We start from the raw sequence: 22,122 nt of genomic DNA, 5'->3' as shown, positions 1-22,122 counted from the left end.
CGGCGCTGGCTTCAGTCGAAGCCTTCGCCAGCGCTCATTACCAGGGGACGGATCTTCTGCAACTGGGTTTCCAGCGAGTAGGTCATGCTGGAGGCCATGGAGAAGAAGGTCAGGAAGGCCTTGAGGTTCGAATCTCCTTCGCAGGTATCGTGGATGCGCTGCCAGAAGGCCTGGTTCACCAGCTGCAGCTGCTGGAACAACCGCACCAGCCCTTTCAGCTCCCAGTCCGCATGACGCCCTTCTCGGAAGTTGAAGTACTGCCGCGACAGGTAGAGCGACACCGCCCGCAGGATGAACTCCTGATTGCTGGCAAACGGCAGGTGCTGCTGGGCCATCGGCTTGAGCTTGCCCAGTACCGGGCAGGCGCTGGTGGCCATGATCACCCCCAGCAGGGCCCGCAAGCCCTCTTCCAATCCCACCGACTTGGCGTACTCGCGCTCCGGGGTCCTCACCCACACCTGCACCTTCTTGAAGGCTGGCAAGCCCTGGAAATCCTCGATCACCCGGTGCAGGTCCACCGCGGCCGGACAGTGGCTGTGGGCCTCCCGGCTGAATGGGCAGTTGCTGCACTGCTGGTGTTCGAGGCGCGTCCAATTCGGCGCGGCCACGGCTCGCTCCGGGCCGTATTCACGATCCAGCTCGATGCGATAGCTGAACTCGTGCAGGTCATCCAGGGTGATGCGGTATTCGATGGCCATGGGCTCTCCGGCTCACTTCCTCAACTGTCTTCCAGCTCCGCCCAGCGCTCGATCAGGCGGTCCAGTTCCTTCTGCACACCATCCAGACGCTCCAGTACCGCACGGGTCTCCTCCGCCGGACGCTGGTAGAAGGCTGGCGCGGAGATCTCTTCCTGCACCTTGGCCTGCTCCGCCTCCAGGGCTTCGATCTGACCGGGAATAGCCTCGAGCTCACGCTGCAGCTTGTAGCTCAGTTTCTTCTTCTGCGTCTCTGCCGGGGCCGCCTGGACCACGGGTACCGGTTCGGCGGCTTTTGGCGCCTCAGGCTTGCTCTCGCGGCTGTCGCCCACACCCAGCAGGCGCGGCGAGCCGCCCTGGCGCAACCAGTCCTGGTAGCCGCCGACGTATTCGCGTACCCGGCCCTGGCCTTCGAACACCAGGGTGCTGGTGACCACGTTGTCGAGGAAGGCCCGGTCGTGGCTGACCATCAGCACGGTGCCGGGGAAGCTGAGCAGCACTTCTTCGAGCAGTTCCAGGGTTTCCACGTCCAGGTCGTTGGTCGGTTCGTCCAGCACCAGCAGGTTCGCCGGCTTGCTGAACAGCTTGGCCAGCAACAGGCGTGCCCGTTCGCCGCCGGACAGCGCCTTCACCGGTGTGCGGGCACGCTGCGGGCTGAACAGGAAGTCGCCGAGGTAGCTCAGCACATGGCGGTTCTGACCATCGATGGTGATGAACTCGCGGCCTTCGGCGAGGTTGTCGATCACGGTCTTTTCCAGGTCGAGCTGGTGACGCAGCTGGTCGAAATACGCCACTTCGAGGCGAGTGCCCACCTCGATGGCGCCACCGGTGGGCTGGAGATCGCCGAGCAGCAGCTTGAGCAGGGTGGTCTTGCCGGTGCCGTTGGCGCCGAGCAAGCCGATGCGGTCGGAACGCTGCAGCACCAGGTTGAAATCGCGGATCAGTGGCTCGCCACCCGGATGGGCAAAGCTGACGTTCTCCGCCACCATCACCTGCTTGCCGGACTTCTCCGCCGTCTCCAGCTGGAAGCTGGCCTTGCCCTGGCGCTCGCGACGCTCGGAACGCTCGCGGCGCATTTCCTTCAGCGCGCGCACCCGGCCTTCATTGCGGGTGCGGCGGGCCTTGATGCCCTGGCGGATCCACACTTCTTCCTGGGCCAGGCGCTTGTCGAACAGCGCGTTGGCCGTCTCTTCCGCCGCCAGCTGCTGCTCCTTGTGCACCAGGAAGCTGGCGTAGTCGCCGTTCCAGTCGATCAGGTTGCCGCGGTCCAGTTCGAGGATGCGCGTGGCCAGGTTCTGCAGGAAGGAACGGTCGTGGGTGATGAACAGCACGGCGCCGTTGAAGCCCAGCAGTGCCTCTTCCAGCCAGGCGATGGCGCCGATGTCCAGGTGGTTGGTCGGCTCGTCGAGCAGCAGCAGATCGGGCTCGGCCACCAGGGCCTGGGCCAGCAGCACGCGGCGTCGCCAACCGCCGGACAGCTCGGCGAGGGTCTTGTCCGCCGGCAATTGCAGGCGGCTCAGGGTGCTGTCCACCAGCTGCTGCAGGCGCCAGCCGTCGCGGGCCTCGAGCTCCTGCTGGACGCGGGTCAGCTTGGTCAGGTCGGAATCGGACTGGATGTGCTGGCTGAGGTGGTGGAACTCGGCGAGCAGCGCACCGACCCCCGCCAGCCCCTCGGCCACCACGTCGAACACGGTGCGATCGTCAGCGGGCGGCAGCTCCTGCGGCAATTCGCCGATCTTCAACGCCGGTGCACGCCAGATCTCGCCGTCGTCGGCGAACTGGTCGCCCTTGACCAGGCGCAGCAGGCTGGACTTGCCAGTGCCGTTGCGGCCGATGATGCACACCCGCTCGCCGCGGGCGATCTGCCAGGACACCTTATCCAGCAGCGGCATGGCGCCGTAGGCGAGGGATACGTCGGTGAACTTGAGCAGTGTCATGGGGGGCCTCCGGAATCAGGGCGCGCATTCTACCCGGTTTGCCGGACCGTCTCTCGGGCATTTTTTACCGCCGATTTCGCTGGCTGGCGCAATGCTTTCACCGCCCTTGGCTAACGGCTAAGCTAGAACCTATTCGATGCCCGGAATGGAGCATCCACAACGATATACCTGCCCCCGGAAGTGTCATGCGCGGTCGTCTGCTCAGCCTGTTTTCCTGTTTGCTCCTTTCCACGGTCGGCCTGGAAGCCGCCCAGGCCGCCTCGGTGCCACTCGCCCAGCAACGATCGATGTACGACGAGGCCAAGCGCGCCCTGGCCAAGGGCGATACCGGCCCCTACCGCCGCTATGCCAATGCCCTGCGCGACTATCCGCTGGAGCCCTATCTCGCCTACGACGAGTTGACCGCCCGTCTGAAATGGGCGAGCAACGAAGAGATCGAGAAATTCCTCGCCGAACACGGCGACCTGCCTCAGGCGGGCTGGATGAAGCTGCGCTGGTTGCGCTGGCTCGCCGAGCGCGGTGAATGGAAGACCTTCGTCAACTATTACGACCCCAAGCTCAATTTCACCGAACTGGACTGCCTCTTCGGCCAGTACCAGCTCAAGCACGGCATGAAGACCGAGGGCTACGCCACGGCGAAGAAGCTCTGGCTGGTGGGCAAGTCGCAACCTGAAGCCTGCGACGTGCTCTTCGGCATGTGGAGTGCGCAGGGCCAGTTGACCGAGGAGCTGCGCTGGAAACGCGCCAAGCTGGCGGCCGAGGCACGCAACTATGGCCTGGCCAAGCACCTGGTGAAGACCATGCCGCGCCTGGGCGCCCAGGGACAACTCATGGTGGAGGTGGCGCAGAAGCCCCAGCTGCTCAGCCAGACCGGACGTTTCACCCCCGCCGACCGGCACATGGCCGATGCCGTCGGTCTCGGCCTGCGCCGCCTGGCGCGCCAGGAACCGGAGAAGGCCCTGAGCCTGCTGGACGTCTATGCCACCCGCCTGCCCTTCTCCAAGAGCGAGAAGGTGGCCATTGCCCGCGAGATCGGCCTGACTCTGGCCAAGCGATTCGATTCCCGCGCCCTACAGGTGATGACCCAGTACGATCCCGAGCTGCGCGACAACACCGTCAGCGAGTGGCGCGCCCGCCTGCTGCTGCGCCTCGGTCAGTGGCAGGACGCCTACCAACTGACCCAGCGCATGCCCGAGGAGCTGGCCAAGACCAACCGCTGGCGCTACTGGCAGGCCCGCAGCCTGCAACTGGCCCAGCCACAGAGCCAGCAGCCGATCCCGCTCTACCAGCCGGTGGCCCGCGAACGGGATTTCTACGGCTTCCTCGCCGCCGACCGTATCCAGGCGCCCTACCAGCTGAACAACAAGCCGCTGGCGCTGGACCCCAAGGTGATGCAGAAGGTACGCAACACCGCCGGCATCCGCCGCGCCCTGGAATTCCACGACCGCGGCGAGATCGTCAATGGCCGCCGTGAGTGGTACCACGTCAGCCGTCTGTTCAACCGCGACGAGATGGTGGCGCAGGCCAAGCTGGCCTACGACATGCAATGGTATTTCCCGGCCATCCGCACCATCAGCCAGGCCCAGTATTGGGACGACCTGGACATCCGTTTCCCCATGGCCCATCGCTCCGCCCTGACCCAGCAAGCCAAGGTGCGCGGCCTGCATTCGAGCTGGGTGTTCGCCATCACCCGCCAGGAAAGCGCCTTCATGGCCGACGCCCGCTCCGGTGTCGGCGCCATGGGCCTGATGCAGCTGATGCCGGCCACCGCCAAGGAAACCTCGCGCAAGTTCGGCATCCCGCTGTCTTCCCCGCAGCAGGTGCTCAACCCCAACGTCAACATCCAGCTCGGCGCCGCCTACCTGAGCCAGGTGCACGGCCAATTCAACGGCAACCGCGTGCTGGCCTCCGCCGCCTACAACGCCGGCCCCGGCCGTGTGCGCCAGTGGCTGCGCGGCGCCAATCACCTGTCGTTCGATGTCTGGGTGGAAACCATCCCCTTCGACGAGACCCGCCAATACGTGCAGAACGTGCTGTCCTACTCGGTGATCTACGGGCACAAGCTCAACGCCCCGCAACCGCTGGTGGACTGGCATGAGCGGTATTTCGACGATCAGTGATGAATGAAAAAAGGGCGCCGATAGCGCCCTTCTTCATTGCCCTTCGCGGCCCGCGTAGCCCGGATGCAATCCGGGAAGGTCCAGTCCCGGATTGCATCCGGGCTACGGCATCGGGTGCGCCATCCCGTTACTCCAGTGCGTAGGGTGGGCTTCAGCCCACCGAAAAACTCCGCGCCAATGCCTCACTCCAGCACCTCGACCTCCATCCCCACTTCCAGCACGCCGGTGCCGCGGTTGATCAGGTTCTGGCCGAAATACACCTCGCCCTCGCGCTCGCGGTAGGTCTTGAGGGTGGTAAGCGGTTCGCGGTCGGTGCTGCGATCGCCTGTGGCCGGGTCGATGGTGGTGAGGATGCAACGGCTGCAGCCCTTGGCCACGCTGAACTCGATGCCGCCGATACGAATGCGCTTCCAGCCGTCCTCGGCGTACGGGTCGCTGCCCTCCACCACCAGGTTCGGACGGAAGCGCAGCATTTCCAGGGGCCGTCCTACCCGCCCGCTCAGGTCATCGAGGGAGGCCTGGCCGATCAGCAACAACGGGAAGCCATCGGCGAAGCCCACCTTTTCCTCGGGCAGCAGGCTGCCGGGAATGTCCCGCGCGCGGTGCTCCGGCACATGCACCAGGCGACAGGCCTTGCCGAGGAAGCCGCTGAGCCATTCCGCCGCTTCGTCGCCGGCATCCGGCACGAACATGGAGGCACCCCAGACAAAGGCACCGCGCAGGTTGGCATCGGGCTCCGGCAGCGGCACCTGCAACGTCGGCATGCCTTCGGTGCTCAGGGTCAGCCCACCGGATTCGTTCCAGCGTGCCGACAGCTGGGACATCCGCGAATACGCTCGCTGGGTCAGGAATCGGCCGTTCTCGGCATCCACCAGCATCCAGCGGCGATCGCCCTCGAGACCCAGGCCGTCGAGGCGGGCCTGCTGCAGGCTTTCGCCAGTTGCGGACTTCATGGGGAAACGATAAAGGGACGAGAGACGCAACATGGCCAGCTTCCTGATGGGCGTTCGAGCAAAGCCCCCTTATACGCAGCCGCAGGCCTTCAGCTCAAGTTCAGCGGTCCCGTTGCAAGCGGTCCAGCACCACGTCCACCAACTTATCCGGCTGGAACTTGGAGAGGAAGTTGTCGCAGCCGACCTTCTTCACCATCGCGTCGTTGAAGCTGCCGGAAAGCGAGGTGTGCAGCACCACGTAGAGATTGCGCAGGCGCGGGTCGTTGCGAATCTCGGTGGTCAGGCGGTAGCCGTCCATTTCCGGCATTTCCGCATCGGTGAAGACCATCAGCAGCTTCTCGGTCATGTCCTCGCCGCGGTCCGCCCAGGCCTTCAGCATTTTCAGCGCCTTCAGGCCGTCGCTGGCCATATGCATGCGCATGCCCAGTTGCGAGAGGGTTTCCCGCAGCTGGGTCAGGGCAACCGTGGAGTCATCCACCAGCAGCACCTCGCGGCCCACCGCCATCTGCAGCAGCGGGTTGTCCAGGCGGTCGGCGGATACGCGGGTGCTCATGGGCACGATCTCGGCCAGGACCTTCTCGACGTCGATGATTTCCACGATCTGCTCGTCCACCTTGGTGATGGCGGTCAGGTAGTGCTGGCGGCCCGCGCCACCGGGCGGCGGCATGATGGACTCCCAGTTGAGGTTGAGGATGCGGTCCACGCCACCGACCAGGAAAGCCTGCACCGAGCGGTTGTACTCGGTGACGATGATAGTGCTGCGCTCATCCGGCACCAGCGGGCGCATGCCGACGGCCTGGGACAGGTCGATCACCGGCAGGGTCTGGCCGCGCAGGTTGACCACGCCGCACACCACCGGGTGGCGCTGGGGGATCAGGGTCAGCTTCGGCAACTGCAGCACTTCCTGCACCTTGAACACGTTGATGGCGAAGAGTTGGCGGCCGCTCAGGCGGAACATGAGGATTTCCAGCCGGTTCTCACCCACCAGCTGGGTGCGTTGGTCGACTGTGTCGAGAATACCGGCCATGGGACTTCCTCTGCTGCGAATGCGATGGGGGCGGACTGCCATGGCAGCTTGTCGGCAGGAAACCGGGAAACTGAATAGATATCACTGAGCCATCATTTCGTAGCCAATCCCATGACGCCAGCACCCCGGCGCTCAGGCCGGCAGCAACAGCGGCGAGTCCACCGGCAGGTGCACCCGCAGCGCCCGCTCCCGTGTGGCGATACGCAAGTTGGTGCTTTCCAGGGGCTCGCCATCAAGGTTGAGGTCCAGCCCTTCGGGCGCAGCCACGTCCACCCAGGGCAGCCGCGCACAGATGGACACCGCTTCCAGACCGAGAATGCCGCCCGACAGCAGCGTGGTCAGGGTGCCTGTCACGTCCTGGGGCGCAGGGACGATGCACAGCTCGAGCAGCCCGTCGTTCACCGTCGCCTGCGGACACAGGGGATGACCACCGCCCGCCTGGCGGCCGTTGCCGATACCCAGGGCGAGGAAGTCACCTTCCCAGTCGAAACCCGGACCGTGAAAGCGACCGAAGGCCGAATGCACTTCGGCGAAGTGAGTCAGGCCGGTCAGGAAATAGGCCGCGCCTCCGAGCACCCTCTTCAGGTCTTCGGAGGTATTGGCGGTAATCTTCGAGCCGAAGCCGCCGGTGACCATATTGAGGAAGAGATGGCCATCGGCGTCTCCCAGGTCGATGGCCAAAGGCTCCGCTTCGAGCAGCGCCAATGCTGCATCAGGCTCCAGGGGAATGCCCGCCGCGCGGGCGAAATCATTGGCGGTGCCCAGGGGCAGCAGCACCAGGCTGGCGTCGTTCCCGGCCCGGGCCATGGCCTCGGCCACCTCGCGCAGGGTCCCGTCACCGCCCCCGGCGATCAGGGTCCGGTAGCCCGCGGCCAGGGCTTCGTCCACCAGGCGACGGGCGTCCCCGCTCTCCCAGGTAACCCGTACCGCCAGGTCCCAACCCGCGGCACGGCGCGCCTGCACTGCCGCACGCACCTCGTCATTGGTGGCCTGCTTGCCATGCAGGATCAGCAAAGCCTTGCGCTCCCCCATGCTCACCTCCATCTGATCCGGATTCGCCCGAGTATAGGACCGCGCCCTTGCCGGAATGGCGTCATCGCCTGGCCGTCCGCCAATTAATCTATCGAAATAGAAGATATGAAAGCCGCACATATTGCGCTTTTACAGGGTTATATGATGATTGATCATGCAGCCCATTCCTCCCGGAGAAGCCCCTCCGCGAGCAGACAGGAGACTCGAACATGATCGAAGTACGCCCCTTCGCCGAACTGGGTGGTGCTCACCACGGCTGGCTCAATGCCCGCCACCACTTCTCCTTCGCCGGCTACTACGACAACCAGCGGATGAGCTGGGGCCAGCTGCGCGTCTGGAACGACGATGAGATCGCGCCCCACTCCGGCTTTCCGGCGCACCCGCACCAGGACATGGAGATCATCACCTACGTCCGCGAAGGTGCCATCACCCACCAGGACAACCTGGGCAACAAGGGCCGCACCGAGGCCGGCGACGTCCAGGTGATGAGTGCGGGCACCGGCATCGCCCACAGCGAGTACAACCTGGAGGACACGACCACCAAGATCTTCCAGATCTGGATCATGCCCACCGAGTATGGCGCCGCGCCCTCCTGGGGTGCCCGGCCGTTCCCCAGGGGCGAGCGCGCCGGCAGCTTCGTGACCCTGGCCAGCGGCATAGATGAGGGCACCGACGCCCTGCATATCCGCGCCAACGCACGGCTGGCAGCCGCCACGCTCAAGGCCGGCCAGAGCGCCGAGTACCGCCTGGAGAAGGGTCGCAAGGCCTACCTGGTCGCCGCCACCGGGCGTTACGAAGTCAACGGCATCGCCGCCGAGGCCCGCGACGGCGTGGCGGTGCAGGATGTGGAAGTCCTCAGCTTCACCGCCAGCGAGGACAGTGAAATCGTCCTGGTGGATGTGGCCTGAGTGCCGGACCCCACTTGGGGTCCCCTGTTGTGGGAGCGAATTTATTCGCGAATGAATTCGCTCCCACAAAACCCTCGATGCCTACCCAGCCTTACGCCGGATAGCCGGTAATCTCCCGGATCTTCCGGTACAGCGGCCGCAGCTGCTTGTACATCCCCTGGTAGACCTCTCGATACAACCGCTCGTAGGTCCGCTGCGCCTGCGGGTCGGGCTGGAACACCTGCCCCACCCGCGTCATGGCGCGGATTGCGGTCGGGAAGTCCGGGTGCAGGCCCAGGCCTACCGCGCAATCGATGGCCGCCCCCAGGCCCGAGGTTTCGTAGACATGGGGCCGCTCCGCCGGCAGACCGAAGATGTCCGCGGTCAGCTGCATGGCCGCATCGCTCTGCGAACCGCCGCCCGACACCCGCAGTCGGGTGATGGCCGTGCCGGAGCGTTTCTCGATCTGCTCCTTGCCCTGGCGCAGGGCGTAGGCCAGGCCTTCGAGAATGGCGCGGTAGATATGCGCACGGGTATGCACGTCGCCAAAACCGATGATCGAGCCCTTGGCCTCAAGCCCCGGCTCGCGGATGCCCGGTGACCAGTAGGGTTGCAGCATCAGCCCCATGGAGCCCGGAGGCACGCTGTTCACCAGTTCGTCGAACAATGCCTCCGGCTCCACGCCCAACTCCTGCGCCCGCTGCATCTCGCGCAGGCCGAACTCCTGCTTGAACCAGCTGACCATCCAGAAGCCCCGGTAGATCATCACCTCGGTATTGAAATGGTCGGGAATGGCCGCCGGATAGGGCGGAATCAGCGGAATGGTTTCCAGATACTTGCGCCGGGTGGTGTTGATGGTCGCCGTGGTGCCGTAGGACAGGCAGGCGACACTGGGCTCCACCCCACCGGCGCCGAGCACCTCGCAGGCCTTGTCGGCGCCGGCGGCGATCAGCGGCAGACCTTCCGGAATCCCGGTATGGCGGCTGGCCTCGGCGGTAATGCTGCCCAGGCGCTCACCGGGCTTGAACAGCTCCGGCAACTGCTCGCGGCGGACCGGCATGGACTGCCATTTCCAGTCCCGCGGCGCGGCCCATTTCAGGCGCTTGTAGTCGAAGGGCAGGTAGGCGACCTGGCAGGCCACCGAATCAACGAAGCGGCCGCACAGGCGATGGCTGATGAAACCGGAGAGCAATAGCACCTTGTGAGTCCGTGCCCAGATCCCGGGCTGGTTTTGCGCCACCCAATTGGCCTCGGCCTGGGCGCGGAAGTAGTCCACCGTGGATTCGAGGCCGATGGCCTTGAACAGCCAGCCCCAGGGCCCCTTGATACGCCCTTGCAACTCGGCCTGGCGCTGGTCCAGCCAGAGAATGGCCGGGCGTAGAGCCTTGCCCTGTTCATCTACATTGATCACCGTGCCACGCTGGGTGGTAAGGGACACGCCGCGAATCAGCCGGCGGTCGATGTCCACCGACGCCCAGAGCAGGCGGCAGGCTTCACCCAGGCATTCCCAGTAGTACTCGGGGTCCTGCTCCGCCCAGCCGGGCTGCCTGGAATAGTAGGCCTCGAGCGGCACCTTGCCCTTGCCGACCAGGTTGCCCTCCAGGTCGAACAACAGGGCCCGCACGCTCTGGGTGCCGTTGTCGATGGCCAGCAGATAGCTCTTTTCGCTCACGATGCGTCCTTGTTCTTGTTCTAGTCAGGCCGGCAGGCTGTAGCAGCGCTGCCAGAGCGCCAGGTAGGAGGCCTCTTCCCGGGCCCAATGGGCATCGTCCCAACCCAGCAGCGGCTGGCACAGGGCGCGGATGCGCGGCAGTTCAGCACGGGCGCCCCCGGGCAGCAGGAGGCCGAGCCGAGTGCGGCGCAGCAGCAGGTCGTCCAGGTGCAGCACCAGTTCGCCCTCCGCGGCCCAGGCCAGTTCGGCCCAGAGGGTATCGGTGGCGCCGACCCGCTCATTGCCCAGCAATCCGACCCAACGCGCCAGCTCGGCCTGGGCGCGTCCATGGCGGCCCGCCAGGCGCAGCCGCTGGCCGGGCGAAAGCCCGGGCATAGCCGACGACTCGCAGGGCGCGAAGACCGCGCCGCCGTGATCCTCCAGGCTGCGGCCGACGAAGGCGGCGCAGGCTTGCAGTACTTCCAGGGCCAACAAGCGGAAGGTGGTCAGCTTGCCGCCGGCCAGGGTCACGCAGCCAGGCTCCACCCAGAGGACATGCTCACGCTTCTCATCCGATGGCTTGCGCCGCGCCTCTCCGTCGCCCACTACCGGACGCACGCCCGCCCAGGTGGACAGCACATCGTCGCGCCCGATTCCAGCAGACGGGAACTGCAGGGTGCAGGCGGCCAGCAGGTACTCCACTTCCGCCTCGCTGATGCGCGCGTCCTGGTCCAGCCCGTCCTCGTGGTCGAGGTCGGTGGTGCCGATCACCGTCGCGCCCTCCCAGGGGAAGACGAACACCGGGCGCCCGTCGGCCGGGTGCATGAAGCTGATGGCGTGGGCCAGCGGCAGGCGCCAGCCCGGCAGCAGCAGATGGCTACCGCGCAGTGGGCGGATATGCTCCGAGCCCTGGACATTGCGCAGCCGGTCGGCCCAGGCGCCGGTGGCCAGGGCCACGGATCTGGCGCGAAAGCTGAAGCGCCGACCGCTTTCCACGTCCTCGGCCTCCAGGCCGGTGACCTTGCCCTGTTCCCGCCGCAACGCCAGCACGCGCATGCCGTTCAGCGCTTCGCCGCCTTCGGCCCGGGCCTCGCCCAGCACCCGCAGCACCAGCCGGGCATCGTCGGTGACCGCGTCGAAGAAGCGCGTACCGCCTTGCAAACCATCCTCAGTCAGACCGGGAACCATATAGCGCAGTTGCTGCAGCGGGTAATAGAGATGATTGCGTCGCCCGGCCAGGGCGTCGTATAGCGCCAGCAGGCCGCCGAATACCTTGGGCCCCGGGAAGCCGCCGCGATGGGGCATGACGAAGCTCAAGGGCTCCACCAGTCCCGGCGCCTCGGCCAGCAGGCGCTGGCGCTCGCGCACCGAGGCGCGGGTCAGGCCGAACTGGCCCTTGGCGATATAGCGCAGGCCGCCATGGACCATCTTCGAGGAGCGACTGGAAGTGCCCCAGGCGAAATCCCGCTGCTCCAGCAGCAGGCATTTCCAACCCCGGCGCGCCGCTTCCCGGAGGATGCCGGCGCCGCAGATACCACCGCCGACGACTATCAGATCCCAGTCGCGGCTGGCCAGCTCGGGCAACGCCGCGGCGCGCCAGTCGGCATTCCATTTGCTCATCGTCAGTCCTCGAGCAGCACGCCGGGGGCCAGGCGCCCCTCGGGGTCGAAATGCCGCGCGAGGGTTCGCAAGGCGGCCATGCCCAGCGGCCCCTTCTCGACCGGCAGCCAGGGCGCGTGGTCGCGGCCGACGCCATGCTGGTGGCTGATGGTGCCGCGGTTGTGGGCGATCACCTCGCTGGCGGCCGTCTTCAACTTGCGCCAGCGCGCCAGGGCCTCGGCGTAGCTGCCGCCGGGCCGGTAGACGTAGGTGGTGTAGATGCTCGAACCCTCGCCGTAGACGTGGGACAGGTGGGTGAACACGTGCACCCGCTCGCCCTCCTCCGCCAGGCCATTGCGCAGGCTCTCCTCGACTCGCCCAAGGAGGTTGTCGACGTTGACCCAGTCGGTGGCGGTTTCCAGGGTGTCCACCACGTAGCCGGCGCTCCACAGGCCGTGACGCAGGTAGGGGAAGCGGAAGCGGTTCTCCGCCCACTTCCGGCCCAGCAGGGTGCCGGTGAAGACGCCGCCGAAGCCCTTCAGCAGGCGCCGGGCCTGCTTCAGCGAGGCGGCATTCTGGGTGCGGCTGCCGGTGACGCCGAAAGTCAGCATGCACTTGCCTGCAGCGGCACCGCGCAAGGCCAGGTACTTTTCCAGCAGGGCGATCTGTCCCGGGTGGCCGGCCAGGGCCAGCTGGGTCTCGGTTTCGATGGCGTTGGACAAGCGCAGCATCGACAGCGGCACGCGCGCCTGGGCCAAGCTGCGGATGCCCTTGAGCGCCTGTTCCCAGCTGGGCATGAAGACTGCGTAGAACGACTCCTGCTCGGCCAGTCGGCTGACCCGCACCCGCACCTCGGATATGACCCCGAAGCGCCCTTCCGAGCCCAGCACCAGCTCGCGCAGGTCAGGGCCCGCCGCGGAAGCCGGGAAGGTGGGCAGTGCCATGGGCCCGGCGAAGGTTTCCAGGGTGCCGCCCGCGAACAGCTGCTCGATGCGGCCATAGCGCAGCGACTGCTGGCCGCTGGAACGGCTGGCAACCCATCCGCCCAGAGTGGACAGCTCCCAGGACTGCGGGAAATGGCCCAGGGTGTAGCCACGGGCACGCAACTGGCTTTCCACCTGCGGACCGCTGGCGCCTGGGCCGAAGGTGGCGATGAGGCTTTCTTCATCCAGTTCGAGGAGGCGGTTCATGCGCTCCAGGGAAAGGGTCAGCACCGGCCGCTCGCCGGCCTGGGGATTGATATGCCCCGCCACCGACGTGCCGCCGCCGTAAGGGATCAGCACCAGGTCGCGTTCGGCGGCCAGGACCAGCAGTTCACGGATCTGCTCCGGGGTTTCCGGAAATGCGACGCCATCGGGGAACTGGCCGAACTCGCCCTCGCGCATCGCCAGCCAGTCCGGCAGGCTCTGGCCACGGGCGTGGCGCACACGGAGCTCGGCATCCAGGCTGATCAGCGGATGGGCATCCAGCCGCGAGGCCGGCACCCGCCCCAGCACCTGCTGCAGGCCGGCATCGGCCAGGGGCTGGCCGGCGCCTATACGTTCGGCCAGGAAAGCCGCTCCATGGGCGGGCAACTCCACCACCGTTGCCTCATCACCCCAGCCGTTCCAGCGTCGCATGCCATTCTCCTTGTTCGGGTTGTTTCGAAGGCTTTCGATGGTTGCCTATACTAGCCAGCCGCCAAAGGGCGTCACTGTCGAATCGGGACAGTGGCCTTCGCCAATCAGGACATAACAAGAAAACACATGCACTCGCTCGGCTATACCTCGGTTCCCGCCCTCCTTAAATACCTGCGCCATGCCGAACAGTTGGGCCTCGACCAGGCCGCCACCCTCGCTGCCGCCGGCATCCGCGCCGCGGACCTGGCGGACAACGGCCGGCGCTTGCCCAGCGAAGCCCATGAACGCCTGCTCGGCCACCTGATCCGCGAATCCGGCGATGCCTTGTTCGGCTTGCATTCGGCGCGCTACGTGCAGCCGGGTTCCTGGAGCGTGCTGGGCTACATCACCATGAACTGCGCCACCCTGGGCGAGGCCATGAGCCGCATCGCGCCCTACGAGAAACTGGTGGGCGACATGGGCGTGAGCCGCATGGAGGCGGAGGGTGATCTGGTGCGGATGATCTGGAGCTGCCGCCACCAGGACCCGGCCATCCGCCGCCATATGGTGGAGAACGTGCTGGCTTCCTGGCTGCTATACGCACGCTGGATCGCCGACATGCAGCGCTCGCCGCAGGAGGTCTGGTTCGAACACGCCCAGCCCGAGGCGACGCGAATGGAGGACTACGAAGAGGTGTTCGGCTGCCCGGTGCGCTTCGAGCAACCCTGCAACGCCCTGCTGGTGCCCCTGGATTACCTGGCCGTGCCCCTGCGCCAGGCCGACGCCAACCTGCTGCGCACCCTGGAAGAACACGCGCTGGCGCTGATGGCCGGGCTGGACAACGACGAACCGCTGCCGCAGCGCGTGAAGAACGCCCTGCGCCTGCTGATGAAGGACGGCCTGCCACGCAAGGAAAGGGTGGCGGAGAAATTCCACATGACGGTTCGCACCCTGCAGCGTCACCTGCAACAAGCCGGCACCAGCTATCAGCAGATACTCGACGAGCTGCGCCGCGAGTTGGCCGAGCACTACCTCCTGCGTAGCGACCTGCCGATCCAGGACATCGCCTGCTACCTGGGTTTCACCGAGTCCCGCTCCTTCCACCGCAGCTTCAAGGCCTGGACCGGGCAGACGCCGGGGGAGTACCGCGAGGCGAAGCGGCAGGGTTGAGGGCAGGAACAGACCTGTGGGGGCGATTTCAATCGCTAAGCAGGACGCAGTCCTGCCTAGAGGCTTGCACGGGGCAGCTGCGCTGCCCTCAGCGAATGAATTCGCCCCCACAAGGAGAGGCAGATGCCTCGCAGTTGCTAAGCTTGCAACTCACTCAACGGAATGAACCGCAGGCTATCCCCCTCGGCCAGCGTGGTGCCCTCCAGCACCTCCACCAGCCCCTCGGCCCAGGCCGCGCTGCGCAGCACGCCGGAGCTCTGGTTCGGGTAGATCACCGCGCGGCCGTTCTCCAGCCGCGCGCGCAGATACTCCCGGCGATTGCCCGGCTTCTTCCAGGTGAAGCCGGCAGGCACCGCGAATCCCAGCGGTTCCACCTCCACCACTCCGAGGCGGCGCAGCAGATAGGGACGTGCCAGCAAGCCGAAGGTCACCAGGGTGGAGGCCGGGTTGCCCGGCAGGCCGATCACCGGCACCCCTCGGAAATGCCCGAAGGTCAGCGGCTTGCCCGGTTTGATCGCCAGCTTCCACAGCGCCAGTTCGCCTTCCTCGCGCAGGGCCGCACCGAGGAAGTCCGCCTCGCCTACCGAGACACCGCCGGTGGAAAGGATCAGGTCCACCTCCGCCAGCCCGGCCAGGGCCTGGCGGGTCAGCTCCAGATCGTCGGCGAGGATGCCGGCATCCACGACCGCGCAGCCGAGACGCTTGAGCCAGGCGATCAGCAGGCTGCGGTTGCTGTTGTAAATCTGCCCCGGCCCCAGGGGCTGACCCGGCGGCACCAGCTCGTCGCCAGTGGAGAGGACCGCCACCAGGGGCCGGCGGCGCACACTGAGTTCGGCGGCCCCCAGGGACGCGCACAGGCCCATTTCGATGGGGCCCAGGCGGGTGCCGGCGGGCAGCACGGATTCACCGGTATGGGTTTCCTGGCCACGGGGGCGCACGTTCTGTCCGGCCTTGAGGGATTCGAGCAACCGCACCCGGCCATCGGCCAGGACCTCGACGTTCTCCTGCATCTCCACCACATCCGCGCCTTGGGGCAGCGGCGCGCCGGTGAAGATGCGCGCGCAGGTGCCCGGCTGCAGCGGCTGCGGCGCGCTGCCGGCGAGGATGCGTTGGCTCACCGATAGCGGCTCGCCCTGCCAGTCGGCCAGGCGCAACGCATAACCGTCCATGGCGCTGTTGTCCCAGGGCGGCAGGTCCAGGCCGGCCACCAGCGGTTCGGCCAGCACGCGGCCATCGGCCTCGGCCAGGGCGACGCGTTCGATGGCCTCGATGGGCGCCGCCTCGGCCAGCGCCAGCAGGCGCGCCAGGGCGTCTTCCACCGGCATCAGGCCGGGGCCGCTCATCCGCGGCTCTCGCAGGCCTCGGCCTGCTTCAGGTGCGGGACGAAATTGCAGGGACGATGACGGTTGTCCAACTGCTCGGCGAAGATGCCATCCCAGGCGGTGCGGCAGGCATTGGTGGAGCCCGGCAGGCAGCACACCAGGGTGCCATTCGCCAGCCCGGCCAGGGCGCGGGACTGCATGGTCGAAGTGCCGATATCGGCCACGGAAATCTGCCGGAAGTACTCACCGAAGCCTTCGACCTGCTTGTCCAGCAGGCAGCTGACTGCCTCGGGGGTGCTGTCACGGCCGGTGAAGCCGGTGCCGCCGGTGATCAGCACCACCTGCACGCTGTCGTCGGCGATCCAGGTGGCGACCTGGGCGCGGATCTTGTACAGGTCGTCCTTCAACAGCACCCGTGCGGCCAGGTTGTGGCCAGCCGCGGTGAGGCGGTCGACGAACAGCTGGCCGGAGGTGTCGGTCTCCAGGCTGCGGGTATCACTGACGGTAAGAACGGCGATATTGAGCGGCACGAATACCGCCTCGGCCTTGTGACTCATGGCAGGCTTCCAGTTGTTAGAGTGAATGCCCGGTGTTATATCACAGCGCCGCCCCGGAGACCGTGCCATGTCCGACACGCCATTGCCGCCCTGCTCTATCCTGCTGCTTTCCGGCGGTCGCGGGCAGCGCATGGGCGGCCGCGACAAGGGCCTGCTGGAGTGGCAGGGCCGGCCATTGATCGCCTGGCTGCACGAGCGCGTGCGCCCCTACACCGACGACCTGATCATCTCCTGCAACCGCAATGCCGAGCGTTACGCCGCCTGGGCCGACCAACTGGTGCAGGACGACAGCCCGGACTACCCCGGCCCGCTCGCCGGCATCCGCGCCGGCCTGGCGGTGGCCCGCCACGAGCAGGTGCTGGTCCTGCCCTGCGACGCGCCGCTGGTGGATGACGCGCTGATCGACAGCCTGCTGCAAGCCGCCTGCGGGCGGCCCGTCATGCTGCGCCAGGGAAAATTCTGGGAGCCGCTGTTCTGCGTCCTGCCCCGCGCCTTGCTACCCGCCCTGGACGCCGGCTGGCGGGCAGGAGAACGCAGCCCACAACGCATTTTGCGCCAACTCGACCCGGTGGCGGTGGACTGCCCCGAAGGCGATCCGCGCCTGGCCAATATCAATACGCCCCAACTGCTGGGCGATTACCAGCCGAAGAATTGAACCGGTTCGCTGGAACTTTGGACGGATGTCTCTCGTCAGAAACGTCGTACAACCAGCGTAATCATCTAAGGAGATGACAAATGAACCAGCGGATAGTCCCCGCTTTCCTGCTCGCAATGGGTCTTATCACTCTCGCCGGCTGCTCCTCGCCGAGCGTGATCACCCTCAATGACGGGCGCGAGCTTCAGGTCGTGGACACTCCCGAATACGACGAGGACACCGGCTTCTACCAGTTCGAACAACTCGACGGCAAACAGGCCAAGGTGAACAAGGACCAGGTCCGTACCATCAAGGAACTGTGATCCTCGCGGCCCGCTCCCGTTTCTCCAGCGGAGCGGGCCCTTGCCTCCCCCGCCAACCCCGCGCCGTTCGCAGCCTCTCGCCCTTGCCCTCATCGCAGCGCAAAAAAATCAAAAAATTTTTCGCTAACCCCTTGTAGACCAAAAAGTTTTCTGTAGAATGCGCGCCACACAACGGAGCGTAGCGCAGCTTGGTAGCGCGTCTCGTTCGGGACGAGAAGGTCGCTGGTTCGAATCCAGTCGCTCCGACCAAATCCCGAAAAACCCGCCTTAAAAGGCGGGTTTTTTATTGCCTGCGATTTGTGCCTGAACACCCAATCCCGCCTTCTCCCCTGCCCTGGTCGATAGCCTTGCCTGCCAGCGGTTAGCGCAAGTCCGCACGTCACGGTCAATCCCGTGGCCGACCTTGGCCTAAAGGAGGCGCACAAGCGCCCAAGCTTATGCGGGCGCTTTTTTGCTGCATGCGCTTCGTGGCGGCTGTGCGCGGGACACCTGTCGCTGTCAGACGCCAGCCATCTGTTCGCGGCCGCGCGAAAGGCGCCGCTCAGGGCAAGTCCGTAGGTCGGCGCCGAACCTGCGAGGCCCAACGGGCGATGTTGGGCTTCGCTACGCTCAGCACCAACCCGCGAAGGCGCTCAGCTGGAAAGGAAGGACGCCACCGCGGTCGCATCGAAGGGCCAGCCCAGTTCGCTGCCGTTATCGCAACGGCGCAGGACGGGAATGCGCAGGCCGTAGGCCTGGACCCACTCTTCCCGGTCGGCGATATCCACCAACTCCACCATCAGGCCGCGCTCGACGAAGGGCATGAGCACACCTTCCGCCACCTCGCACAGGTGACAGCCAAGGGTGCCGAAGAGTTGGCATTCAGGAAGCATCGGGACGCGCCTCGAAGATCAGCGAGGCGCGAATTCTAGCACGCGGTCAGGCTGCCGGGGATGCCCCTGGGCCTTGTCCTGCAAGGGTTGCAGGCCATCCAGCAGGCGCATGTTGAGCGTCTCGGCCTTGGCCACCTGGGCCGGGTCGGCGCCGCGGGCGACGGTGTCCCCTCTGTTGCGGCCGAAGGCCGAGGCACTTGAGCCAGCCCCGACCAGTGGATCGAGGCTCAGGCGCCGGCGGCGCGCAACAGGATGACCGCCGCGTCCTTGGCTTCCAGCGCCTGGTCACCCGGCCCCTGGATATGGGCCATGGTGATGGCCCCTTCCATCAGGTACTGCAACTGGCGCGCCAGGCGCTCGGGCTCGGCGACTTCCAGGCGTTCCAGGGCGATGCGGAAATGCCGCTCGGCGTTGGCCTTGTGGCTCGCGGCGACACGATGGATGGGGTGCTCGCGGTCATGGAACTCGGCGGCGGCGTTGACGAAGGCGCAGCCGAAGAACTCGCCGTCGAGGATCAGCGCCTGCAGCCCGTCGAAGACAGCGAGGATCGCCGCCTTCGGCGAGAGGTTATCCAAGGCCCAGGCCATGCGTTGCCGGCTCGGCTCCAGGCGTTGCTGCAAGGCCGCCTCGATCAGTTCGTCCTTGGACTTGAAGTGCTTGTAGAGGGTCATTTTCGCCACCCCGGACTCGGCGAGGATCCGGTCGATGCCGGTGGCATGGAAGCCGTCGCGGTAGAACAGCGCGATGGCGGTGTCGATCAACAGATCGCGTTTGCTTGAAGCCATGTGAACCTCCTGGACCGACGCATTATGCGCAACCGCCCGCGCCGGCTCAAACCCGCGCCACACAGGCCCTGGCGACATTCGGGTGAAAATGGCCTTGAAATATACAGACCTGTCTGTCTAGTATTCGACACCATAACCCACAACAAAGGACGCCGCCATGCAACTCCACGACTTCCCCCTTTCCGGCAATTGCTACAAGGTGCGCCTGTTCCTTGGCCTGATCGGCCAGCAGGCCGAGGTGGTGCATGTCGACCTGCCCGCCGGCGCGCAGAAACGCCCGGAATTCCTTGCCATCAACCCGCGCGGCCAGGTGCCGGTACTGGTGGACCAGGGCCAGCCGGTGGCCGACTCCCAGGCCATACTTGTTTATCTGGCACGGCGCTACGCACCCGCCTGGCTCCCCGAAGACGCCCTGCAGCAGGCCCATGTCGCCAGCTGGCTGAGCTACGCCGCCAATGAAGTGCACCAGGGCCCCGCCTCGGCGAGGGTGTTCCTTCTGTTCCGCCGCCCCGGCGACCTCGAAGGCGCGCAGACCAAGGGCCGCCAGGTGCTGGAACTGGTGAACGCGCACCTGGCCGACCGCACCTGGCTGGTGGGCGGGCAACCGAGCATCGCCGACGTGGCGGTCTACCCCTATCTCGCCATGGCCGAAGAAGGCGGACTTTCGCTGGCGCCCTACCCCCATCTCCAGGCCTGGTTCGCGCGCATCCACGCCCTGCCTGGCTACCACGAACTGCCCCGCCTGTAACGGGCCCGGAGGCCATATGAGCAGCCCCTTCCATCCTGGCGAGCAGAGCATCCAGACTCGCCTTGGCGTTCGCGAGCAACTGGAGGCGGTGGGCAGCCGGGTGATCCGCGACCACATGCCGGAACAGCACCGCGAGTTCTTCGCCCTGTTGCCCTGGCTGCTGGTGGGCAGCCTGGATGCGGATGGCCAGCCCCAGGCCTCGGTGCTCTGGGGAAAGCCGGGCTTCGCTCGCTCTCCGGAAGCCACCCTGCTGCGCGTCAATGCCCGGCCCGAGGCGGACGATCCATTGGCCGCCAACCTGCACAGCGAGGCACGCCTCGGCCTGCTGGGCCTGGAGCTGCCGACGCGGCGGCGCAATCGCATGAACGGCCCGCTGGTGGAGAGCGACGGCGAAGGTTTCACCGTCGCCGTCCAGCAGTCCTTCGGCAACTGCCCGAAATACATCCAGGCCCGCGACTGGCGCTGGGAAGCTCGCCCGGCAGGCCCTCTGGAACAGGGCGTTGGCCTCGATCCGCGCTGGCTGGAGCTGGTGCGGCGCAGCGACACCCTGTTCATCGCCAGCCAGCATCTCGATCCCCACAGCGGCGGCGTGGACATCTCCCACCGGGGCGGTGCACCGGGTTTCGTGCACCTGGGCGAGGACGGCCAACTCTGGCTGCCGGATTACAGCGGCAACCTGATGTTCAACACCCTCGGCAACCTGCTGCTGGAACCCCGCTGCGGTCTGCTCTGGGCGGACTTCGACAGTGGCGACCTGCTGCACCTGGAAGCCCGCGCGCAACTCTACTGGCCGGAGCAGGCCGGGCAGGTCGATTTGCCGGCGCTGCCCGGCGCCGAGCGCCTGCTGGCTCTCACCCCCGGCCGCTGGCGCCTGCGCCGCAACCGTTTGCCGTTGCGCTTCGATGTAGCGCGGCCCTCCCCCTTCCTGCCCCAAGGAAACTGACCCATGCGCCTGCATTCGCTATTCCTGCTGGTCCTGCTCGGCACCTGCAGCCTCGCCGCCCAGGCCGAGGGCTTGCGTTTCGCCCTGGTGAAGACCGCCCAGACCGAGACCCTGGACGCCTTCACTCTGGCCGATGGCAAATGGACCGAGAAGGTGACCGTCAACCACGTGGCCGTGCTGATCCAGCACCACGCTGCCACCCTGCTCTTCGATACCGGCCTGGGCCGCCAGGTGGACGGCCAGTTCGACAAGGAGATGCCCTGGTGGGACAAGCCACTGATGAAGTACGGCGCGGTCACGCCGGCCCGCGACCAACTGGATCGCGACGGTATCCGCGTCGATCGCATCTACCTCAGCCATGCCCACTGGGACCACGCTTCGGCGCTGGTGGATTTCCCCGAGGTGCCGGTCTGGGCGCCCTACGAGGAAATCGAGTTCACCGAGATCGCCGCACCGCCGGCGGTGCTGCCGAGCCAGTTCGCCCATGGGGTGAAGTGGCGGCCCTTCACCTTCCTGCCCATCCCCTTCCTGGGATTCGAGGAGAGCCTCGACCTCTTCGGTGACCGCAGCCTGGTGCTGGTGCCCCTCGGCGGCCATACACCCGGCGCGGTGGGCCTGTTCGTGACGCTGGAAGATGGCCGCCGCTTCTTCTTCACCGGTGATGCCAGCTGGCGCCTGGAAGGTTTCACCGGACCGAAGGAAAAGTTCTGGATCAGCCGGAACATGGTGGACAACGACCGCGAAGGCACCCGCGCCCAGTTGCAGAAGGTCCACGAGCTGCTGCAGCGCGAGCCCGGGCTCACCGTGATTCCGGCCCACGACGCCCGTGTGCAGGACAAGCTCGGCTACTACCCGCAGTGGATCCAGTGAGCGGCCGACCATCGTCTAACTGCGGAATCTGTAACGAAATGCTTTAGTCACCTCGTTGTAACAGGACGACCCGACCGACCTGCAACCCACGAGGAGACAATAACAATGAGCAAGACCTCGCTTGCCAAAGCCGTGGCCCTGGTCACGCTTGGCGCCAGTATCACCCTGCCGGGCATCGCCCAGGCCGAGTTCATCAAGGACAGCAAGGCCAGCCTGGAACTGCGCAACTTCTACTTCAACCGCGACTTCCGCCAGGACAATGCGCCCCAGTCCAAGGCCGAGGAGTGGGCCCAGGGTTTCCTCCTGCGTTATGAATCCGGCTTTACCGAAGGCACGGTCGGCGTCGGCGTCGATGCCCTCGGCCTGCTCGGCGTCAAGCTCGACTCCAGCCCCGACCGC

21 protein-coding genes and 1 tRNA gene are annotated in these 22,122 nt (G+C 66.3%); 10 read left to right on the top strand and 12 right to left on the bottom strand.

The annotated features are described in order from the left end of the window. Nucleotides 1-11: 11 nt before the first annotated feature. Nucleotides 12-698 (bottom strand): hypothetical protein, encoded by a 687-nt coding sequence (locus tag E8F11_RS20725; protein ID WP_280290748.1) that lies wholly within the window; start codon nucleotides 696-698, stop codon nucleotides 12-14. Nucleotides 699-718: 20 nt separating this feature from the next. Beyond that, complete coding sequence (locus tag E8F11_RS20720; RefSeq protein ID WP_280290747.1) at nucleotides 719-2,632, bottom strand: ATP-binding cassette domain-containing protein; 1,914 nt, start codon at nucleotides 2,630-2,632, stop codon at nucleotides 719-721. Between the two features lie 185 nt (nucleotides 2,633-2,817). Here E8F11_RS20720 and E8F11_RS20715 point away from each other — a divergent pair, with 185 nt between their 5' ends. Next, on the top strand, nucleotides 2,818-4,752 hold the full coding sequence (locus E8F11_RS20715; RefSeq protein ID WP_280290746.1) for a transglycosylase SLT domain-containing protein: 1,935 nt from the start codon (nucleotides 2,818-2,820) through the stop codon (nucleotides 4,750-4,752). Nucleotides 4,753-4,934: 182 nt separating this feature from the next. Here E8F11_RS20715 and E8F11_RS20710 read toward each other — a convergent pair whose 3' ends face one another. From E8F11_RS20710 to yegS, 3 genes are all read right to left on the bottom strand, one after another. Further along, nucleotides 4,935-5,738 (bottom strand): MOSC domain-containing protein, encoded by an 804-nt coding sequence (locus E8F11_RS20710; RefSeq protein ID WP_280290745.1) that lies wholly within the window; start codon nucleotides 5,736-5,738, stop codon nucleotides 4,935-4,937. 67 nt (nucleotides 5,739-5,805) lie between these two features. Next, on the bottom strand, nucleotides 5,806-6,732 hold the full coding sequence (locus tag E8F11_RS20705) for a chemotaxis protein CheV (protein WP_280290744.1): 927 nt from the start codon (nucleotides 6,730-6,732) through the stop codon (nucleotides 5,806-5,808). Nucleotides 6,733-6,864: 132 nt separating this feature from the next. Further along, nucleotides 6,865-7,764, bottom strand: coding sequence for a lipid kinase YegS (gene yegS, locus E8F11_RS20700; RefSeq protein WP_280290743.1), 900 nt, complete (start codon nucleotides 7,762-7,764; stop codon nucleotides 6,865-6,867). Between the two features lie 209 nt (nucleotides 7,765-7,973). Between yegS and E8F11_RS20695 the strand changes: the two genes are divergently transcribed. Further along, nucleotides 7,974-8,672 carry a pirin family protein gene (locus tag E8F11_RS20695; RefSeq protein ID WP_280290742.1) on the top strand — a complete coding sequence of 233 codons (699 nt, stop codon included), beginning with the start codon at nucleotides 7,974-7,976 and terminating at the stop codon, nucleotides 8,670-8,672. Between the two features lie 91 nt (nucleotides 8,673-8,763). Here the strand turns inward: E8F11_RS20695 and E8F11_RS20690 are convergent, their stop codons facing one another. The 3 genes from E8F11_RS20690 to E8F11_RS20680 are packed head-to-tail and all read right to left on the bottom strand — an operon-like array spanning nucleotide 8,764 to nucleotide 13,520. Then, nucleotides 8,764-10,323, bottom strand: a complete 1,560-nt coding sequence (locus E8F11_RS20690; protein ID WP_280290741.1) for an FGGY-family carbohydrate kinase — start codon at nucleotides 10,321-10,323, stop codon at nucleotides 8,764-8,766. A 24-nt stretch (nucleotides 10,324-10,347) separates the two neighbouring features. Continuing rightward, complete coding sequence (locus E8F11_RS20685) at nucleotides 10,348-11,922, bottom strand: glycerol-3-phosphate dehydrogenase/oxidase (RefSeq protein ID WP_280290740.1); 1,575 nt, start codon at nucleotides 11,920-11,922, stop codon at nucleotides 10,348-10,350. A 2-nt stretch (nucleotides 11,923-11,924) separates the two neighbouring features. Next, complete coding sequence (locus E8F11_RS20680) at nucleotides 11,925-13,520, bottom strand: FAD-binding oxidoreductase (protein WP_280290739.1); 1,596 nt, start codon at nucleotides 13,518-13,520, stop codon at nucleotides 11,925-11,927. Nucleotides 13,521-13,646: 126 nt separating this feature from the next. On the opposite strand from E8F11_RS20680, the gene E8F11_RS20675 reads away from it, so the two are divergent. Further along, complete coding sequence (locus E8F11_RS20675; protein WP_280290738.1) at nucleotides 13,647-14,669, top strand: AraC family transcriptional regulator; 1,023 nt, start codon at nucleotides 13,647-13,649, stop codon at nucleotides 14,667-14,669. Nucleotides 14,670-14,806: 137 nt separating this feature from the next. Here the strand turns inward: E8F11_RS20675 and glp are convergent, their stop codons facing one another. Then, a complete protein-coding gene (gene glp, locus E8F11_RS20670) occupies nucleotides 14,807-16,012 on the bottom strand; it encodes a gephyrin-like molybdotransferase Glp (RefSeq protein ID WP_280290737.1) in 1,206 nt (401 codons plus the stop codon). Next, nucleotides 16,009-16,548 carry a molybdenum cofactor biosynthesis protein B gene (gene moaB, locus E8F11_RS20665; protein ID WP_280290736.1) on the bottom strand — a complete coding sequence of 180 codons (540 nt, stop codon included), beginning with the start codon at nucleotides 16,546-16,548 and terminating at the stop codon, nucleotides 16,009-16,011. The genes glp and moaB overlap by 4 nt, the downstream gene beginning before the upstream one ends. 67 nt (nucleotides 16,549-16,615) lie before the next feature. Here moaB and mobA point away from each other — a divergent pair, with 67 nt between their 5' ends. From mobA to E8F11_RS20650, 3 genes are all read left to right on the top strand, one after another. Next, on the top strand, nucleotides 16,616-17,203 hold the full coding sequence (gene mobA / locus E8F11_RS20660; protein WP_280290735.1) for a molybdenum cofactor guanylyltransferase MobA: 588 nt from the start codon (nucleotides 16,616-16,618) through the stop codon (nucleotides 17,201-17,203). Nucleotides 17,204-17,283: 80 nt separating this feature from the next. Next, nucleotides 17,284-17,505 carry a YgdI/YgdR family lipoprotein gene (locus E8F11_RS20655; protein WP_280290734.1) on the top strand — a complete coding sequence of 74 codons (222 nt, stop codon included), beginning with the start codon at nucleotides 17,284-17,286 and terminating at the stop codon, nucleotides 17,503-17,505. Nucleotides 17,506-17,677: 172 nt separating this feature from the next. Continuing rightward, nucleotides 17,678-17,754: transfer RNA gene (locus E8F11_RS20650), tRNA-Pro, on the top strand. Between the two features lie 383 nt (nucleotides 17,755-18,137). Here the strand turns inward: E8F11_RS20650 and E8F11_RS20645 are convergent. After that, nucleotides 18,138-18,377, bottom strand: a complete 240-nt coding sequence (locus E8F11_RS20645) for a glutaredoxin family protein (protein WP_280290733.1) — start codon at nucleotides 18,375-18,377, stop codon at nucleotides 18,138-18,140. 227 nt (nucleotides 18,378-18,604) lie between these two features. Continuing rightward, nucleotides 18,605-19,162 (bottom strand): TetR family transcriptional regulator, encoded by a 558-nt coding sequence (locus tag E8F11_RS20640; RefSeq protein ID WP_280290732.1) that lies wholly within the window; start codon nucleotides 19,160-19,162, stop codon nucleotides 18,605-18,607. 157 nt (nucleotides 19,163-19,319) lie between these two features. Here E8F11_RS20640 and E8F11_RS20635 point away from each other — a divergent pair, with 157 nt between their 5' ends. The 4 genes from E8F11_RS20635 to E8F11_RS20620 all read left to right on the top strand — a co-directional run. Then, nucleotides 19,320-19,910, top strand: a complete 591-nt coding sequence (locus tag E8F11_RS20635) for a glutathione S-transferase family protein (RefSeq protein WP_280290731.1) — start codon at nucleotides 19,320-19,322, stop codon at nucleotides 19,908-19,910. A 16-nt stretch (nucleotides 19,911-19,926) separates the two neighbouring features. Next, nucleotides 19,927-20,853, top strand: coding sequence for a pyridoxamine 5'-phosphate oxidase family protein (locus tag E8F11_RS20630; protein WP_280290730.1), 927 nt, complete (start codon nucleotides 19,927-19,929; stop codon nucleotides 20,851-20,853). Nucleotides 20,854-20,856: 3 nt separating this feature from the next. Then, nucleotides 20,857-21,723 (top strand): MBL fold metallo-hydrolase, encoded by an 867-nt coding sequence (locus E8F11_RS20625; RefSeq protein ID WP_280290729.1) that lies wholly within the window; start codon nucleotides 20,857-20,859, stop codon nucleotides 21,721-21,723. Nucleotides 21,724-21,828: 105 nt separating this feature from the next. Beyond that, nucleotides 21,829-22,122 (top strand): OprD family outer membrane porin (locus E8F11_RS20620; RefSeq protein WP_280290728.1); only part of this gene is annotated, 294 nt, incomplete at its 3' end.

Source organism: Pseudomonas sp. BN417 (assembly GCF_029871205.1).
GTDB lineage: Bacteria > Pseudomonadota > Gammaproteobacteria > Pseudomonadales > Pseudomonadaceae > Metapseudomonas.
The sequence above is the reverse complement of the archived record's forward strand: the minus strand, read 5'-3'. Positions and strand labels throughout refer to the sequence as shown.

Coding starts and splice junctions, on each gene's coding strand:
- E8F11_RS20640 (WP_280290732.1), bottom strand. CDS start 19,162: ATGGCTTCAAGCAAACGCGATCTGTTGATCGACACCGCCATCGCGCTG.
- E8F11_RS20695 (WP_280290742.1), top strand. CDS start 7,974: ATGATCGAAGTACGCCCCTTCGCCGAACTGGGTGGTGCTCACCACGGC.
- E8F11_RS20635 (WP_280290731.1), top strand. CDS start 19,320: ATGCAACTCCACGACTTCCCCCTTTCCGGCAATTGCTACAAGGTGCGC.
- E8F11_RS20715 (WP_280290746.1), top strand. CDS start 2,818: ATGCGCGGTCGTCTGCTCAGCCTGTTTTCCTGTTTGCTCCTTTCCACG.
- E8F11_RS20630 (WP_280290730.1), top strand. CDS start 19,927: ATGAGCAGCCCCTTCCATCCTGGCGAGCAGAGCATCCAGACTCGCCTT.
- moaB (WP_280290736.1), bottom strand. CDS start 16,548: ATGAGTCACAAGGCCGAGGCGGTATTCGTGCCGCTCAATATCGCCGTT.
- E8F11_RS20675 (WP_280290738.1), top strand. CDS start 13,647: ATGCACTCGCTCGGCTATACCTCGGTTCCCGCCCTCCTTAAATACCTG.
- mobA (WP_280290735.1), top strand. CDS start 16,616: ATGTCCGACACGCCATTGCCGCCCTGCTCTATCCTGCTGCTTTCCGGC.
- E8F11_RS20705 (WP_280290744.1), bottom strand. CDS start 6,732: ATGGCCGGTATTCTCGACACAGTCGACCAACGCACCCAGCTGGTGGGT.
- E8F11_RS20725 (WP_280290748.1), bottom strand. CDS start 698: ATGGCCATCGAATACCGCATCACCCTGGATGACCTGCACGAGTTCAGC.
- yegS (WP_280290743.1), bottom strand. CDS start 7,764: ATGGGGGAGCGCAAGGCTTTGCTGATCCTGCATGGCAAGCAGGCCACC.
- E8F11_RS20680 (WP_280290739.1), bottom strand. CDS start 13,520: ATGCGACGCTGGAACGGCTGGGGTGATGAGGCAACGGTGGTGGAGTTG.
- E8F11_RS20625 (WP_280290729.1), top strand. CDS start 20,857: ATGCGCCTGCATTCGCTATTCCTGCTGGTCCTGCTCGGCACCTGCAGC.
- E8F11_RS20720 (WP_280290747.1), bottom strand. CDS start 2,632: ATGACACTGCTCAAGTTCACCGACGTATCCCTCGCCTACGGCGCCATG.
- E8F11_RS20710 (WP_280290745.1), bottom strand. CDS start 5,738: ATGTTGCGTCTCTCGTCCCTTTATCGTTTCCCCATGAAGTCCGCAACT.
- glp (WP_280290737.1), bottom strand. CDS start 16,012: ATGAGCGGCCCCGGCCTGATGCCGGTGGAAGACGCCCTGGCGCGCCTG.
- E8F11_RS20685 (WP_280290740.1), bottom strand. CDS start 11,922: ATGAGCAAATGGAATGCCGACTGGCGCGCCGCGGCGTTGCCCGAGCTG.
- E8F11_RS20645 (WP_280290733.1), bottom strand. CDS start 18,377: ATGCTTCCTGAATGCCAACTCTTCGGCACCCTTGGCTGTCACCTGTGC.
- E8F11_RS20655 (WP_280290734.1), top strand. CDS start 17,284: ATGAACCAGCGGATAGTCCCCGCTTTCCTGCTCGCAATGGGTCTTATC.